We start from the raw sequence: 15,559 nt of genomic DNA on the forward strand, positions 1-15,559 counted from the left end.
GGCTCGAGCTTGCGCGCGCGGCCTCGTGATGACCGAGGCCCGTCTGGGCCGCCGCGACCTCGCGCAGCGCCTCGGCGACCGCCGGGCTGTCGGGTCCGACGTGGCGCTCGTAGCTGTCGAGCGCGGCCTGGGCATGGCGCAGCGAGAGCGAGAGGTCACCCTCCAGCGCGGCCACGCGGCTGAGGCTGAGCAACACGCTGGCGGGGGCGGCCTCGTCGAAGCCGCGTTCTTGCATCTCGGCGAGCAGGCCCTCGAACAGCTCGCGCGCGCGCGCGGCTTGGCCCGCAGCCAGCAACGCGTTGGCGAGCGCGTGGCGCTGGCGCTGGCGCTCGAAGGTTGGGTTGCCGATCCGCTCGAGCAGCGCGGCGGCGTGCTCGAGTATCGCGACCGCTTCGCTCGCTCGTGCGTGGCCCAACCCAAGGCCCGACCCCAAGGTCCAACCCAGCTCGACCATTGCCCGGGCCCGCACGCCGTCGGCCCCGACCCGCTCCGACACGCGCACGGCTTCACGCAGGTGGGCCTCGGCGTCGGTGAGCGCATCGTCGTCGCGCTCGGCGACCGCGAGGGAAATGAGTGCTTCGGCCAGCAACGATCCGCTCGCTGGGTCAGCCGGAAGCGCGCGTAGCTTGGCGACGAGATCTTCGGCGCGCGATCGCGTCTGGGCGTCGCTGCCAGCGAGCGTCAGCCAACTCAGCTGCTCGAGCTCGGTGATCAACCCGGCCGCAGCTTCGACGTGGCGACGCGCGGCCGGCGGATCATCGCCCGCGCAACGTTGCGGCTCGGGCAGGGCCGCGAGGGTTCGCGCCGCGTTTCGCAGCGTGCGGTCTTCGGCCTGCTCGAGCGCGGCCACGAGCGCGCTGACCTGTGACAGCTGATCGCTCAGGCAGGTCGCGCGGCGCAGGTCCAGCGCCGACGCGTCGCGGTGGGTGTGGCGGCTCTGGCAGCTCGCGCGGCGGGCCTCGACCCAACCTTTGGCCCAAGCGTCGAGCGCCGCGACGACGCGCTCACCGGTGGCCGCCCCGCGTGCCGCCGGATCGAGCCCGCTGGGCTGGATCCAGCTGACCAAACCGAGCCGCGAGCTGGGCCTGCGCTTTGGGTCCCAGGGTCGCATCGAGCTCGCGCTGGACGTTGACGCAGGCGTCGACGGCCCCGGCCCGCGGGAGCATGATCCCAAGCGCGACAGCGGTCAGCGCGATGGCCCCGATCGCGGCGAAGCGCTTGTGCCGACGCCGACGCGAGGGGTGTCGCTCGAGCGCGTCGAGCAGGTCCTCCATTGTTGCGAAGCGGTCGTCGGGCGCGACGGACAGACCGCGGAGCAGCACCCGGTTGAGCCAGCGCGGCGCCTTGGCGGGCAGGGCGATCTCGCCGTCCCGGACCCGCTGGGCCAGCTGTTGCGCGGTGCGGGCCTGGACCGGGTGCCGGCCCTGGATCGCCTCGCACAAGGTCAAGCAAAACGTGAACTGATCCGAGCGTTCGTCGGCGCGCTCGTGCATGTGCTGTTCGGGCGCGAAGTACCGGACAAGGGTCAGCGCCTCGGCCTCGTCGGGCGCGGCTTGGTCGGCGGCGTCGATCGGCAGCGCCGCGAAGCTGCCGCTGAGTGGGCCCGCCCCGCAGCTGGCCTCTCCGCTCGTGTCGACGCTGTCGTCGGCTTGATCGTCTTGGGCTGCACCGCTTCCGTGCTTGGTGGGCTCGCCCGCGATCCTCGCGATGCCAAAGTCGAGCACCCGCACCTGCCCGTCCCAGCCAACCAGCACGTTCTCTGGCTTGAAGTCGCGGTGGATCACACCGGCCGCGTGCGCGGCCGCGAGCCCCTGGCCCGCGCTGATCAACACGGGCAGGACCTCGCCCCACGGCCGCGGGGTCTGCATCCACTCGCGGAGGTTTTTGCCTTCGACCAGCTCCATCGCCAAGTACAGCGCCCCGCGGTGAACGTCGGCCGCCCAGATCCGCACGACGGCCGGGTGATCCAAGCGCGCGAGCGCCCGCGCGTCTCGCAGGACTCGCTCGGCGGCCCGCCGGCTGGGCGAACGCAGCAGCTTGAGCGCGACCCTTCGCTCGGCGGCCGGATCCCAAGCGTCATAGACCACGCCCATGGCCCCGTGGCCCAACACACCGCGGACTTCAAAACCTGCGAAGCGCTCGCCAACACCGAGCTGCCTGTGCTGACCCGCGTCGCCGCGGAGGTCTTCGTAGCTGTCGCCGAGCGTGACCATCGGCGCGTCGGGGCGCGCCTGCTGCTCGAGGCGTCCTGCCGTCAAGCTGTCATCGAACACATCGCTACGCTAGCAGACAACGGGTCTGTGCGTACGGTTGTTAGGGCCGGGCACTCGAACGCGGGCTCGGCAACCACGCGCGCGTGGTGTTTGCGAGTTACGGCTCGCGGGCCCGGTCCCAGCGCTACCGTTGTTCCTAACCCTTCGAGGCGGGGGGCGAAGCCTGGGCCGTCCTCCTCGTCGTTGCGCGCGTGTGGTGTGCCGATCTCGTCATCGTCGTTACAGCCGAGAGCTCCGACGCACCCGTGATCGCCAGGCCGATCGTCAGGCGGCATCCAACTCGGGAGCGCTGCAAACTCGCGTGCCGCAGCGATAGCGCCGTCGCGGACACACCCTCAGCCGCGACGCTCGGCTGCGACAGCCTCTCGCGCCCCGAGCGAGCGTGGCGTTCGCGCGGGTCCAGGCCGTGTTCGGGGTGCCACGTTGACCGCTGATCCGGGCGACTCTACCGTTTGGCATGCGAATTCCGTTGTTGGCACCCCTCGTCCAGAGCCCGGCGCGGCTGTCTTGCATGCTCGCGCTGTTGCTCCCGCTCGCGTGCAGCGACGACGCGCCCGCCGACACCGGCGAGACCGCCGGCACCGGCGAGACCGGCACCGAGGACGCCCGCTACACCGCCAACATCCGTCGGACCAGCCACGGCGTCGCTCACGTCACCGCAGACAACTGGGGCAGCCTCGCGTTTGGCCAGGCCTACGCGTTCACCGAAGACAAGGGCTGCCTGCTCGCGGATCAGATCGTCAAGGTCCGCAGCGAGCGATCGCGCTGGTTTGGCGCCGGCGAGGCCAACGTCAACATCTATACCGATCTCGCGTACCTGCACCTGCACGTCTACGAGCTCGCGCAGCAGCAATTTTTGCAGCTCGACGCCACCGTGCAAGAGGCGATCATGGGCTACGCCGCCGGCTACAACCAGGCGCTGGCCGAGGGCAAGATTGGCGGCGACTGTGATGACCAGGCGTGGGTGCCCACGCAGATCGATCACATTGATCTGTTCGCCTACTACATTGATCTTGGCTTGCTCGCGAGCAGCCGCCAAACGATCACCGCGGTCGGCTCGGCGCAGCCACCCGGCGGCGCCGCGCCAGCGGATCCGGCCCCGCACTACTCCTCGCTCACGAGCCACCGCAGCGAGCTCGGCAGCAACGGCTGGGCGTTTGGCAGCGACGTCACCGCGACCGGTCGTGGCATGGTCATGGGCAACCCACACTTTCCGTGGGAGGGCGAGCTGCAGCTGTGGGAGAGCCACCTGCGGATCCCCGGCGAGTTCGAGGTCTACGGCGTCGGTCTGCTCGGGGTCCCGGGCGTGCTGATCGGCTTCAACGAGCACGTGGCCTGGACCCACACCGTGTCCGACGGCCACCGCCTCACCCTCTATGAGATCACCTCACCGCCCGGCGAGTCGACCAAGTACTACTACGACGGCGAGGTGCTCGACATGCAGTCCGAGCCGTTCACGATCGATGTGTTGGAGGACGACGGCACGATCACGACCGAGACCCGCACGATGTGGCGAACCCACTACGGGCCGATGGCGGCGCTCGATCCTTTCTATTGGACCAGCGCGCTCGCGCTCAGCTACCGCGACGCCAACATCGATAATTTCGTGCTCATCGAGCAGTTCCTGCGCATGAACATGAGCACCAGCCTCGAGGAATTTCAGCAGGTGCACATGGACGTCGCCGGGGTCCCGTGGGTCAACACCATGGCCGCCTCGGCTGACGGTCGGGCTTGGTACATGGACTCGACGCCGGCGCCCAACCTCTCGCAGGCGGCGATCGACGCTTGGTACGAGCGCAGCGCCTCGGGCTTCACGAAGGCCCTCGCGGATCAAGACATCTGGCTGCTCGACGGCAGCGACAGCCGCGACGAGTGGCAAGACGATCCCGGCGCGCGCAGCCCCGGGCTGATCGCCCCCGCCAACATGCCGCAGCTCGAGCGCAGCGACTTCGTGTTCAACGCCAACGACAGCCACTGGCTCAGCAACCCGCTCGCGCCGCTGACCGGCTACTCGCCCTTGCACGGGTTCGAGGGCACCGCTCGGTCGATGCGCACGCGCATGAACGCACGCACCTTGCTCGACCTGCTGAACGCCGACGCGGGCTACGGCTTCGCGGGCGCCGACGGCAAGCTCGACCTCGACGAGCTGACGACGGCCGCGCTGTCCAACGGGGGCTACACCGCCCAGCTCCTGCGCGACGAGCTGGTCGCGCGCTGCACGGGCGTCGACGTGTGGGACATCGGCGGCGGTGAGATCGTCGACATCGCCGAGGCTTGCGACCTGCTCGCAACGTGGGACGGCAAGCTGGATCTCGACAGCGTCGGCGCCGTGATCTGGCGCGAGCTACTTGGCGACTTCGACGCCGACGCGTTCAAGGACACCGGCACCCTGTTTGCGAACGGCTTCGACGCCGGTGATCCAGTCGACACGCCCAACACCCTCGCCGACGGCGACCATCCGCTCGACGCCCTCGCTGCGGCCGTGCAGCGCCTCGACCAAGCTGGGATCGCCCTCGACGCCCCGCTTGGCGAGGCCCAGTTCGCGCGCAAGGGCGGACAGGTCATCCCGATCCACGGCGGCAACGCGTCCGAGGGCATCACCAACCTGATCACCCACTCGCAGCTGCGCAGCGACCTGACCACGGAGATCCCCCGCGCCGAGGTTGTGTGGGATCAGACCGATCTCACCATGGACGGCTACCAGATCAACTATGGGACCAGCTTCATCATGTGCATGGAGTTCACCGACGACGGCCCGCGTGGGCGGGCGCTGTTGAGCTACTCGCAATCGAACGAGGTCGACTCGGGCTGGTATCAGGATCAGACCGAGCTGTTCTCACAAAAGCAGTGGCGCGCGATGTTGTGGGACGAAGCGGACATCGCGGCGGATCCAAACCTGGTCGAGTACGACGTCGCTGGCGGCGAGCCGCTGCCCTGACCGAAGGCGCGTGATCCAGCGGGGCCCGCAACTCTTGCGACGCCTGTCCGCCACCACGCCCAACGCATCCCCGCCGTGCTATGCGGGCCGCATGACCGCCCAGACGATCATGACGCGCTCCGTGCTGACCGTGACGCCGACCACCACGGTCCGTGATGCGATCCGCCTGATCGAGGACAGCGACATCCGCCACCTGCCAGTCGTTGACGGCACCACCTTGGTCGGGATCCTCAGCGACCGCGACCTTCGGGAGTATCGGATCCCGGTGATGCTCGAGATCGAGTACCTGAGCGACGACGATCGCACCCGCGCCAACGACATCCTCGACACGCCTGTGAGCGAGGCAATGAACAGCGACATGATCACCGTCGACACCGCAGAGAGCGTCAGCGATGTGATCGGCGTGATGATCGAGTACAGGATCGGCGCCGTGCCGGTCGTTGACCGCACAACCGACGAGTTGGTCGGGATCATCAGCTACGTCGACGTGCTCGAGTATGCGCGCCGGCTGTTCGACGAGAACGAGTAGACCCGCGCGGTCGCGGGTCTCAAAAAAACTCGCCCGAGCTGAAAAAAACCTGCAAAGCAGATCTACGGGGGCCGATACCGCAGATGTGCCCGGTAAGCTCCATCAAGGGACCCTCGAGCTGTTTCGGGATGATCCGTGGCTCGCCTTCGATCTGCTCGGCATCGAGCGGCCCACAAGTGGGACACCCAAGCCCCGCCAAGGTGAAGTCGAATGCGAAGATCCCGAACATCCCGACAAAGTTGTCGTGCGCTACCCCGATCTGGTGCTGGTTTACGACGTCAAAGGTGAGCCCGGCATCGGAATTGTGATCGGCGTCGAAGCGCAGGGGGGCTACGCCTACATCAAGCGTTGGCGGCTCCCGTACTATCAGGCTGTTCTGGCCGATACCTACAAGCTCCCGACATGGATGGTCGTGGTCTCCTACAATCAGCGCATGTCGGCGGCGATTCGGGAGTGGATGGTGGGTCTGCCGCCACGGGTCGACGTGTTGTTGCTCGACGTCGACACCGTCCCAAAGCTGAGCCTCGAGCGGGCGCAGCAGTGGCCGACCGCAGCCGCGCTAGTTGCAGCCGTGCATGGCCATCACGGCGACATCGAGGCCGCGCAAATTGGTGTGCACGCGTGCATGCGACTTCCAGAGAAGCAGCGGAAGTCCTATATAGGTACGATATTGGCGGCGCTGTCGGTGCCAGAGCGGGACACCCTGAAACGAGAGCTGAACATGGAAGAGAAAGAAGAAATCTGGGAGATCGAACGAAACAGCGGCACCTACATGCTGGGCCGAGAGCACGGGCGTCAGGAGGGCCGAGAGCACGGGCGGCGTGAAGCCTTCGTGGAGCTGGTCCTCGCGCTGCTCGAGGTCCGCGGTGTCGAGTGCGACGCGGCCAGTGAAGCGCGCATCCGTGCGTGCGAAGAGCACGCAACCCTCGAGCGCTGGGGCCGACGGGCCCGCGAAGTGACGCACGCCTCGGCCTTGTTCGAGGACGCGTGATATCAAGCAGCTCGACCGGGCGCTCGCCAGCATGAGACCTCGGTCGCATGCGGGTCATCTTGGGTGAGTCTGGGTTCGTGCGGGTGAACTCAGGCTGATCTCGTTCGCCCCCCAGACCCATGAAGGTGTCAGCCGTTCGTACGTAAACTGTTGAAATTACTCATGTAAGTGTGATCGTGCTGTTCCGCATCTTGACATGAATCAAGATTCATATCATGAACCGACTCCCCGAACGCTGTTTGTGGCGCCCGTCACACTCGCGCGCTATCGATCATGTCTGGTGCACAACCATCAAAACGCAGCCGCCGCTCCGTGCGGGAAGAGAGCCGCGCAGTCTACCGACAAGCAATCGTCGAAGCGGCGATGCGGATCTTCGGTCAGACGGGATTTCACGAGACCAAGATCGCCGACATTGCGACCGAGGCCGGCGTCGCAACGGGCACGCTCTACAACTACTTCTCGAGCAAAGAAGAGATCTTCCAGTCGATCCTCGAGGACGGCCGCGCGCGCCTGGCCGCAGCGCTGGCCCAGCACGCCATCGTTGAAGATCCGCTGACGCGCCTGCGAGAGGTCGTGCGCGTGATGTTCGAGTTTCTGGAAGAGCACGGCGTGCTGTTCACAATTTACATGCAGCTGGGCGCCAACCCGATGGACTTCAGGCGGTGTGACGACAGCGGCGACGAGGAATTTCGCCAGCAACTCCTGGGCTTGATCGCGGGCTCGATCGCCGAGGCAGGCGACCGCGTCCGGGGTGACTTTCCAGCGCAGACCCTGGCGTGGGTGTTTGGCGGGCTGATGCACGGGGCGATCACCGATTGGATCGTCGGCGGCTGTCAGCCTGGGCTGCGCACCAAAACGGACCTGATCATGGAAATCTTCTTGAACGGGGCGACACCGCGATGACGCATACAAACAAGTTCCGACTGCTGATGCCACTGGCGCTCTCCCTGTCTGTGTTGGTCGGCTGCGATCAGCAAGCCGACGAGGCGCCGCTGCCCGCCGCGACCGGTGAGACCGCGCCGCCACGCGCCGAGATCACGGCCCCCGTCGACACGGCGGGCGCCGCCGGTACCCACGCGAGCTCGAGCCACCGCTGGGTCGGCACCGTCCGCGCCAAGCACCACGTCGAGCTCGCGCCCGGCATGACCGGTGTGATCGCCAGCATCGCCGTCGAAGAGGGCGACACCGTCGAAGCGGGTCAGCGCCTGTTTCGCATCGAGGGCTCGTCGGTTCAGCTGGCGGTGTCGCAGGCCCAGTCCGTGGTCGCGTCCGCGGAGCTACAGCTCGCCGAGGCCGAGCGCGAGGCCGAGCGGACCCGCAAGCTGGCCGAGCGCGGCTCGGTTGGCAGCGCCAACCTCGAGCGCGCCGAGGCCGGGGTCGAGGCGGCCAAAGCTGGCGTCAAGCAGGCCAAGGCCGGCACCGCGCTGGCCCGCTCGCGAACCAGCGACCTCAGCGTCGAGAGCCCGATCTCCGGGATCGTGACCGCGAAGCACAAGAACGTTGGCGAGGTCGCGACCATGATGCCGCCCACGATCGTGCTGGTCATCGACGACATCTCGACCGTCGAGGTGCGGGTGCGCGTGCCCGAGCTCAAGCTGCGCGAGATCGACATTGGCAGCCCGATCAGCGTGCACTTTCCGGCCCTCGACCTCGACCTCGAGGTTCCGATCACGCGGATCGGCAACACCGTGGATCCACGCTCGCGCACGATCGAGCTGATCATCGACGTCGCCAACCCAGACCTGCGCATCAAGTCGGGGATGTCGGTCGAGGTTGCGATCAAGGCCCCCACGCCAAGCGACGCCCCGAAGTCTTCGGATACTGCGCCAGCACCCTCGGACGCCGCGTCCGAGCAAGATACCGCCCCAACCGCCCCGACCGCCCCGACCGCGATGATCGGTGGACCACACAACCGGGCCGGCTAGGCCAAGGACCACGCCATGAAGCTCGTCGACGTATCGGTCAAGCGCCCTGTGTTCGCCGCCATGTTGATCATGGCCCTGGTCGTGTTCGGCATGTTCGCGTACCCGCGCCTTGGCGTGGACTTGTACCCGGCGATCGACTTCCCGGTCGTGTCCGCCACCGTCGTCTACCCGGGTGCCGATCCCATGACGATGGAGAGCAAGATCGCCGAGCCGATCGAAGAGGCGATCCAGGGCGTCGCGGGGATCAAGCGCATGACCTCGCGCAACCTCGAGGGCGTGACCGTGGTCGTGATCGAGTTCGAGCTCGAGGTCAAGTCCGAGCAGGCGCTGCAAGAGGTCAAGGACAAGATCGCGGCGATCGAGCGCGACCTGCCGCCGGGCATCGATCCGCCGGTCATCCAGCGCTTCGACACCGGCTCGGCGCCGATCGCCTCGGTCGCGCTGGCCTCCAACCTGCCGGCCTCGGAGCTCACGCGGATCGCCGACAAGATCGTCAAGCAGCAGCTGCAGCAGATCCCTGGGGTTGGCAGCATCGACTTGATCGGCGGGCGCGAGCGACAGATCCGCATCGAGGTCGACCCCGCAGATCTCGTTGGCTATGGGCTCGCTGTCGACGACGTGGCCCAGGCGCTGCGCTCACAGAGCTTGGATCTGCCGGCCGGTCACGTCACCCAAGGCACGCGCGAGTTCACGGTCACGACCCGCGGCGAGGTTCACTCCGTCGCCGAGATCACCGACATCGTGATCACGGGTGTCGGCGGCGCGGCGGTCCGGATCGGCGACGTCGCCGAGGTCGTCGACGACATGGAAGAGGCCCGCTCGGCCAGCTTCTTGAACGGCCAGTCCGGCATGGCGCTGGTCGTGCGCAAGAAGTCTGGGGCCAACACCGTCGAGATCGCCGATCGTCTGCGCGAAGAGATGATCGAGCTAGGACCGCAGCTCGAGAAGCTCGGGGTCACCTACGCGATCCCCAACGACAACTCCAGCTTCATCCGCAAGGCGATCGAGGACGTCCAGCTCGATCTGCTGGTTGGCGCCGGGCTCACGGTGCTGATCATCTTCGTGTTCTTGCACGACTGGCGCGCAACCTTGATCTCGGCGCTGGCGATCCCAACCTCCGTGATCGGCACCTTCGCGGCGATGAACTTCTTGGGCTTCACGCTCAACAACATCACGATGTTGGCGATGTCGCTGTCGATCGGGATCCTCGTCGACGACGCGATCGTGGTGATCGAGAACATCTATCGCCACAACGAAGAGCTGGGCAAGCCGCGGATGCAGGCGGCGCGCGAGGCCACCAACGAGATCGCGTTCGCGGTCATCGCTACCACGCTCTCGATCGTCGCCGTGTTCGTGCCGGTCGCGTACATGTCGGGGATCATCGGGCGCTTCTTCTACGAGTTCGGCATCACCGTCAGCGTCGCGGTGCTGATCTCGATGCTGGTCAGCTTCACGCTCACGCCGATGATGTCGGCGCGGTTCATGAAGCAGAGCCACGGCGTCACGCACCGCAAGTTCATCCTCGCGCGGGCCTTCGATCGCGGGTTCTTGGGGTTTGAGAACGCCTATGTGTGGCTGGTTCGCAAGGCCCTGCGCTGGCCGTGGCTGACGGTCGGCGCGGCCCTCGGCACCCTCGCGCTCTCGGTCGTGGTCGTCAGCCAGGTCCCCGGCGAATTCATCCCCGCCGAAGATCGCGGGGAGTTCGCGATCTCGATTGAGATGCCGACCGGGACCTCGCTCGAGGCCACCAGCGAGATCGCCGAAGCCGTCGCGGCCGACGTCCGCGAGAACCTGCCGGGGGTCCGTGACACCTTCACGACGGTCGGCGCCGGCGCGGCCCAGGTCAGCCAGGCGCGGATCAACGTCGCGCTGGAGGGCGCCCGCGCGCGCAGCTGGAGTCAGGCCGAAGGCATGGCTTGGGTCCGCGAGCGCCTCGCCGACCTGGCCGAGCAAGACATCGAGGTGGGGGTCGAGATGATCGATCCCTTCGGCGGCGAGGGCTTCCGCCAGCAGCAGATCCAGTTCACGATCCGCGGCAGCGACATGGACAAGATGGTTCGGGCCGCCGACGCGCTGGCCGAGCACATCGGTGGCATCGAGGGCTTCGTCGACGTCGACACCACCTACACGGGCGGCAAGCCGGAGCTGGCGATCGAGATTGACCGTGAGCGCGCCGCCGACCTCGGGGTTCCGGTCGCGCAGATCGCCGCGAGCTTGCGCAGCCTGATGGCCGCCGATCCAATCGGCACGCTCAAGGACGGCGGCGACGTCTACGACATCGTCGTGCAGCTGCCCCGCCGCCACCGCGACGCGCTGCGCAGCCTCGACGGCATCACGATCCGCGCGACGACCGGGCAGCTGGTCGATCTGGCCAACGTCGTGCACATCGTCGAGAGCACCGGGCCCAGCGAGATCGAGCGACAGTCCCGTCAGCGGCAGATCGTCGTGCTCGCCGACCTCGACGGGCTGCCGCTCGCCGAGGCCATGGAGATCGTCGAACAAAAGGCCGCCGAGGTCGTGCCGCCCGAGCTCGACACCGGGTGGATCGGCAACGCCGAGATGATGGAAGAGTCGTTCGCCGCGATGCTCGCGGTGCTTGGGCTCGCCGCGATCCTCGTCTACATGATCCTCGCCGCGCAGTTTGACAGCTTCACGCAGCCGCTGGTCATCATGGTCTCGCTGCCGCTGTCGGTGATCGGCGCGTTCGGTGGGATCTGGGTGTCGGGCATGACGCTCAACATCTTCAGCTTCATTGGCGTGATCATGTTGATGGGGTTGGTCACCAAGGCCGCGATCTTGCTCGTGGACTTTGCCAACGAGGAGCGCAAGCACGGCGCCACCCTCGAGGACGCGCTGGCCAAGGCGGGGCGCGTGCGCCTGCGGCCGATCTTCATGACCGCGGCAGCGACCGTGTTCGGGATGTTGCCGATCGCTCTGGCGTTGTCCGAGGGCGGTGAGACCCGGGCGCCCATGGCCGTGTGCGTGATCGGTGGGATGATCACCTCGACCTTGCTGACGCTGGTCGTGATCCCCTCGGTGTATCTGATCTCGGAGCGCATGGTCGCCCGCTTGTCGGGGGTCTGGCGCCTGTTTGGGGGCGCACCCGAGCAACCGGAGCCGGCCGAAGTGCCCGAGTCCAGCGACGCGCCGTCGAAGTGACCCGGCCGCGCGCCGTTGGCCGACTGATCTTGAATTGAATTCATGGAGCCCGTGATGAACCGTTCGTGTGGCCTGTTGATCCTCCTTGCGTCGCTTGCTGGCGTGGGCGCGCCAAGCCTGGCCTGGGCCGCGCCGCCGCTTGTCTTGGCAGCGCCGCCGCCAAAGGTCGACCCACCGGTGACGCCGCCCGCTGGTCCGCCGGACACCCTCGATGGTCCCGCCGCGGTCGAGGGCCCGGCCGAGCCGGAGGTGGCCGCGTTTGATGATCCGATCGTCGCCGCGCTGCAGCCCGTCGCGGGTGGGTTGACGGCCGACGAGGTCGCCAAGCGCAGCGTCGAGCGCTCGCCCGGGCTGGCCGCCAAGCAGGCCGAAGTCGCGGCCGCCGAGGCCCGCCTGGATCAGACGCTGTATCAGTTCATCCCCCACGTCGAGGCCAGCGCGAGCTACACCCGGCTGTCGCAGGCCCAGCTCAACTTCGACACGGGCGGGGGCGGCTTCATCGTGGGCGCGCAAAATGAGGGGCTGCTCACGTATGGGCCGTGTGGCGACTTCGCGCCGCTCAACTGCGTCGTCGATCAAATGGGCCAGCCGGTCGGCGCGGTCCCGTTGGAGTTTGACCTGCCAATGCCGCCGCTCAACGCCTTCTCCTTGCAGGCGCAGATCGGCGTGCCGATCTCGGACTACATCGCGCGGTTACCCACGGCGAAGAAGGCTGGCAAGGCGCAAATCCAGGCCGCCGAGTTTGCGACAACCGCCGAGCTGCTGACCACCCAAAAAGACGCGCGGCTGGCCTACTACGACTGGGTTCGCACGATCGCCAGCACCGTCGCGCTGCAAGAGTCGCTGTTGCGTACTCAGGCCCGGCTGCTGGACGCCGAGGCTGGGTTCGAGGCTGGGGTCGCGTCCAAGGCCGACGTCATGCGGCTCGACGCCGCCGTTGCAACTTTGACCGCGGCAACGATCCGCGCCGAGAACTACAGGCTGCTCGCCGAGCAGGCGCTGGCTCTGCAGATGGGCGAGTCGGAGTTCGAGCGCTACGAGATCGGCGAGCAGCTGCTGACCCCCGTGTCCCCGCTGGCCGACGCCGACGATCTTCCGCGCATGATCCAAGAGGCCGAAGATCAGCGCTATGAGATGCGCGCGTTCGAGTCGTCGACCGAGGCGCTGGAGTACGGCATCAAGACCACCCGCGCTGGCTACTATCCGCGCCTGGACGGGTTCGCCGAGGCCACCTACGCCAACCCCAACCAGCGCTTCTTCCCGCTCGAGGCCGTGTTCAAGGGCTCGTGGAGCGCTGGGGTGGCGCTGACGTTCGTGATGAACGAAGCGATCAACAGCAAGATGAAGCTCAAGGAGCTCGAGGCCAACAAGCGCGGGCTGGATGCCCAGCGCGAGGCCCTGCGCCGCGGGCTGGCGCTCGAGGTCGCGGCCGCCCACGCCGAGCGGATCAGCGTGATGGCCGAGCTCGAGTACAACGAGCGGGCCACCGAGTCTGCGATCGAGGGGTATCGGGTCGCCGTAGATCTGTATCAGGTTGGCGACGCGACCACGACGGACATTCTGGACGCGGAGTACGAGCGGGTTGACGCGACGCTGCGGAATATCAACGCGAAGATCGACCTGCGGCGGGCGAACATCAAGCTGATGTATGCGACCGGGCGGCTGCAGCCGATCGAGCCGGGCGCTGACGCTCGCTGAGCGCTTCGAGGGTGACTCTCGGCCCGCGGCCGGGAAGACCAGTCCGCGGCGACGGGCAGCTCATTGCGGAGACTCCCGTCCGGTCATCCTCATCGCGTGAGCTACCATGTCCGCGATGCCGCTCTCGATCCCACGCCTCGCCTCCGCGCTGACCCTCGCGTCGCTCGCCTCACTCGCAGGGTTCGGCTGTCAGCACACCTCGGGCGAGGGCGGGGACCCCAACCCTGGCAAGCAAGAGCCGCGCATCTGCACGTCGATGGGGTGCGCCGACGAGGCCACGGTCACGACCAAGCTGACGGCGGCAGGGGCCCCGCTCGGCACCCACTCGTTTGCGATCGAGCTCGACGGCGAGGCGAAGACCTGCACCGTCGAGTTCACGACCGAGACTCAGACCGCACGCGGCGAGTGCTCGGAAGGGGTCGAGCTCAGCTTCGGCCCAGCGATGCAGGGCCGCGAGATGACGATGGACGGGGCAGTTGGCTACACCGAGGAGCCCATCCCGGGTGAGTTTCGCTGGCAGCTGTCATTTCACGGGCAGCCGGCGAAGGTCCATGTGGTCCACACCCATGGCGATCAGACGATCGTCGAGCAGAGCGCGGCGTTCGTCTATGCGGACCACCGCCCCAATGGCGAGGGGTGCGAGCCGGTGTGCAAGCGCGCCGGGCTCGAGTGGGCCGGGCCCTGAGTGGCCGCTCGGGCGGATGTGGTAGCTTGGTCTCGTGCGCAAGCGAGGGCTCATCGTCGGTTTGGTGGTGGCGCTCGGATGCGGCCCCCCGGCGTCCGGGGTAGACGGGGAGACCGACACGGGCGGCGAAGGTAATCCGGGAGACGGCGATCCAGGCGACGGCGACGGTGATCCAGGCGACGGCGACGGCGATCCAGACGCCACCTACGTGTTCGACCAGAACGAGCTGCGCACCTACGAGCTCGAGATCGCCCCGGCCGACTGGGCGCAGCTCAACGAGGATCCAACCGCCGAGATCTACGTGCCCGCGCAGCTGCACTTCGAGGGTCAGACCTGGGGTCCGATCGGCGTGCGCTACAAGGGCGGCTACGGCAGCCTATATTGGTGCTTTGACGGCCAGGGCAACCAAGTGTGCCCAAAGATCTCGATGAAGCTCAAGTTCACCGAGTACACCAACGGCCCGCTGTTCCATGGTCTCAAGCGCCTCAACTTTCACGCGATGTCGGGCGCGGGCGGGGGCGACACCTCCAAGTTGCACGATCGGCTTGGCTACAATCTGTTTCGTGACAACGGCGTGATCGCGCCGCGGGCCGTGCACGCGCGGCTGCTGATCAACGGTGAGCTCGTCGGGCTGTTCATCGTCGTCGAGCAGATCGACGGCCGGTTTACGGATGACAGGTTCCCGGCCGACGGCGACGGAAACGTCTACAAAGAGGTCTGGCCGGTCCACCAGTGGGAGGGCGCCTACCTGAGCGCGCTCGAGACCAACGAAGACCAAGACCCCAGCGCCGCGAAGATGGTCGCGTTCGCCTCAGCGCTGGCCGCTGGCGGCGACGCGGGCTTCAACGGCGTGATCGAGCAGTGGATGGACGCCGACGCGTTGATGCGCTACATCGCGGTTGATCGCGCGATTGAGAATTGGGACGGCATTGTTGGGCTCTATGGGCTGCCGGCCGGAAACCATAATTTTTATTGGTACGAAGAGACCCTTGCGGATCGGGTGTGGTTGATCCCCTGGGATCTCGACCGCACCTTCGATTACCCCAACCCAATCGTCACCCAGTACGGCACGCCCGTGTGGAACGAAGCGCCGGGGAGCTGCGCTGGAATTCCAACCTTCGGGGGCGTCAATCGCTACCCGGCGATGTGTGATGACTTCATCCGGCGCATCGTCACGCAGCGGCACGACGAGTGGACGGCGGCCGCCCAGGAATTCCTCAATACGCTCTTTACGCAGGAGGAGCTGGACAGCCGCGTGGATTTCTACGCCAACCAGATCGACGCGGCGGTCCAAGAAGACCCAGATTTAGCGAGGCTCGCGCCTCAGACCGACGAGGCGAGTAGGTCGCGTCGGCCGCCGG

The 15,559-nt window shown here is 67.1% G+C and carries 11 protein-coding genes; 9 read left to right on the forward strand and 2 right to left on the reverse strand.

The annotated features are described in order from the left end of the window. Together DB30_RS37730 and DB30_RS37735 are read right to left on the reverse strand one after the other, a co-directional pair. The coding region (locus DB30_RS37730; protein WP_146662457.1) for a tetratricopeptide repeat protein at nucleotides 1-1,066 on the reverse strand (1,066 nt) is incomplete at its 3' end. Then, nucleotides 1,005-2,273, reverse strand: coding sequence for a serine/threonine-protein kinase (locus DB30_RS37735; RefSeq protein ID WP_052558519.1), 1,269 nt, complete (start codon nucleotides 2,271-2,273; stop codon nucleotides 1,005-1,007). The genes DB30_RS37730 and DB30_RS37735, both read right to left, overlap by 62 nt. Nucleotides 2,274-2,730: 457 nt before the next feature. Here DB30_RS37735 and DB30_RS37740 point away from each other — a divergent pair, with 457 nt between their 5' ends. From DB30_RS37740 to DB30_RS37780, 9 genes are all read left to right on the forward strand, one after another. Beyond that, nucleotides 2,731-5,211, forward strand: a complete 2,481-nt coding sequence (locus DB30_RS37740; protein ID WP_146662459.1) for a penicillin acylase family protein — start codon at nucleotides 2,731-2,733, stop codon at nucleotides 5,209-5,211. 91 nt (nucleotides 5,212-5,302) lie between these two features. After that, nucleotides 5,303-5,740, forward strand: a complete 438-nt coding sequence (locus DB30_RS37745) for a CBS domain-containing protein (protein WP_052558526.1) — start codon at nucleotides 5,303-5,305, stop codon at nucleotides 5,738-5,740. After that, the gene (locus tag DB30_RS37750) at nucleotides 5,709-6,731 is read left to right on the forward strand and encodes a hypothetical protein (protein ID WP_146662461.1); all 1,023 of its coding nucleotides are present in this window, start codon (nucleotides 5,709-5,711) and stop codon (nucleotides 6,729-6,731) included. The genes DB30_RS37745 and DB30_RS37750 overlap by 32 nt, the downstream gene beginning before the upstream one ends. Nucleotides 6,732-7,043: 312 nt before the next feature. Next, nucleotides 7,044-7,634 (forward strand): TetR/AcrR family transcriptional regulator, encoded by a 591-nt coding sequence (locus tag DB30_RS37755; protein ID WP_165704135.1) that lies wholly within the window; start codon nucleotides 7,044-7,046, stop codon nucleotides 7,632-7,634. 26 nt (nucleotides 7,635-7,660) lie between these two features. Beyond that, complete coding sequence (locus DB30_RS37760) at nucleotides 7,661-8,656, forward strand: efflux RND transporter periplasmic adaptor subunit (RefSeq protein WP_165704136.1); 996 nt, start codon at nucleotides 7,661-7,663, stop codon at nucleotides 8,654-8,656. 15 nt (nucleotides 8,657-8,671) lie between these two features. Further along, nucleotides 8,672-11,815, forward strand: coding sequence for an efflux RND transporter permease subunit (locus tag DB30_RS37765; protein ID WP_052558541.1), 3,144 nt, complete (start codon nucleotides 8,672-8,674; stop codon nucleotides 11,813-11,815). A gap of 54 nt (nucleotides 11,816-11,869) precedes the next feature. Further along, nucleotides 11,870-13,513, forward strand: a complete 1,644-nt coding sequence (locus DB30_RS37770; protein WP_165704137.1) for a TolC family protein — start codon at nucleotides 11,870-11,872, stop codon at nucleotides 13,511-13,513. Nucleotides 13,514-13,628: 115 nt separating this feature from the next. Then, nucleotides 13,629-14,198, forward strand: coding sequence for a cupredoxin domain-containing protein (locus DB30_RS37775; RefSeq protein ID WP_052558548.1), 570 nt, complete (start codon nucleotides 13,629-13,631; stop codon nucleotides 14,196-14,198). Between the two features lie 34 nt (nucleotides 14,199-14,232). Beyond that, nucleotides 14,233-15,559: CotH kinase family protein (locus DB30_RS37780; RefSeq protein WP_205633159.1), on the forward strand; the 1,327-nt coding region annotated here is incomplete at its 3' end.

The sequence above is a fragment of the Enhygromyxa salina genome, from assembly GCF_000737335.2.
GTDB lineage: Bacteria > Myxococcota_A > Polyangia > Nannocystales > Nannocystaceae > Plesiocystis > Plesiocystis salina_C.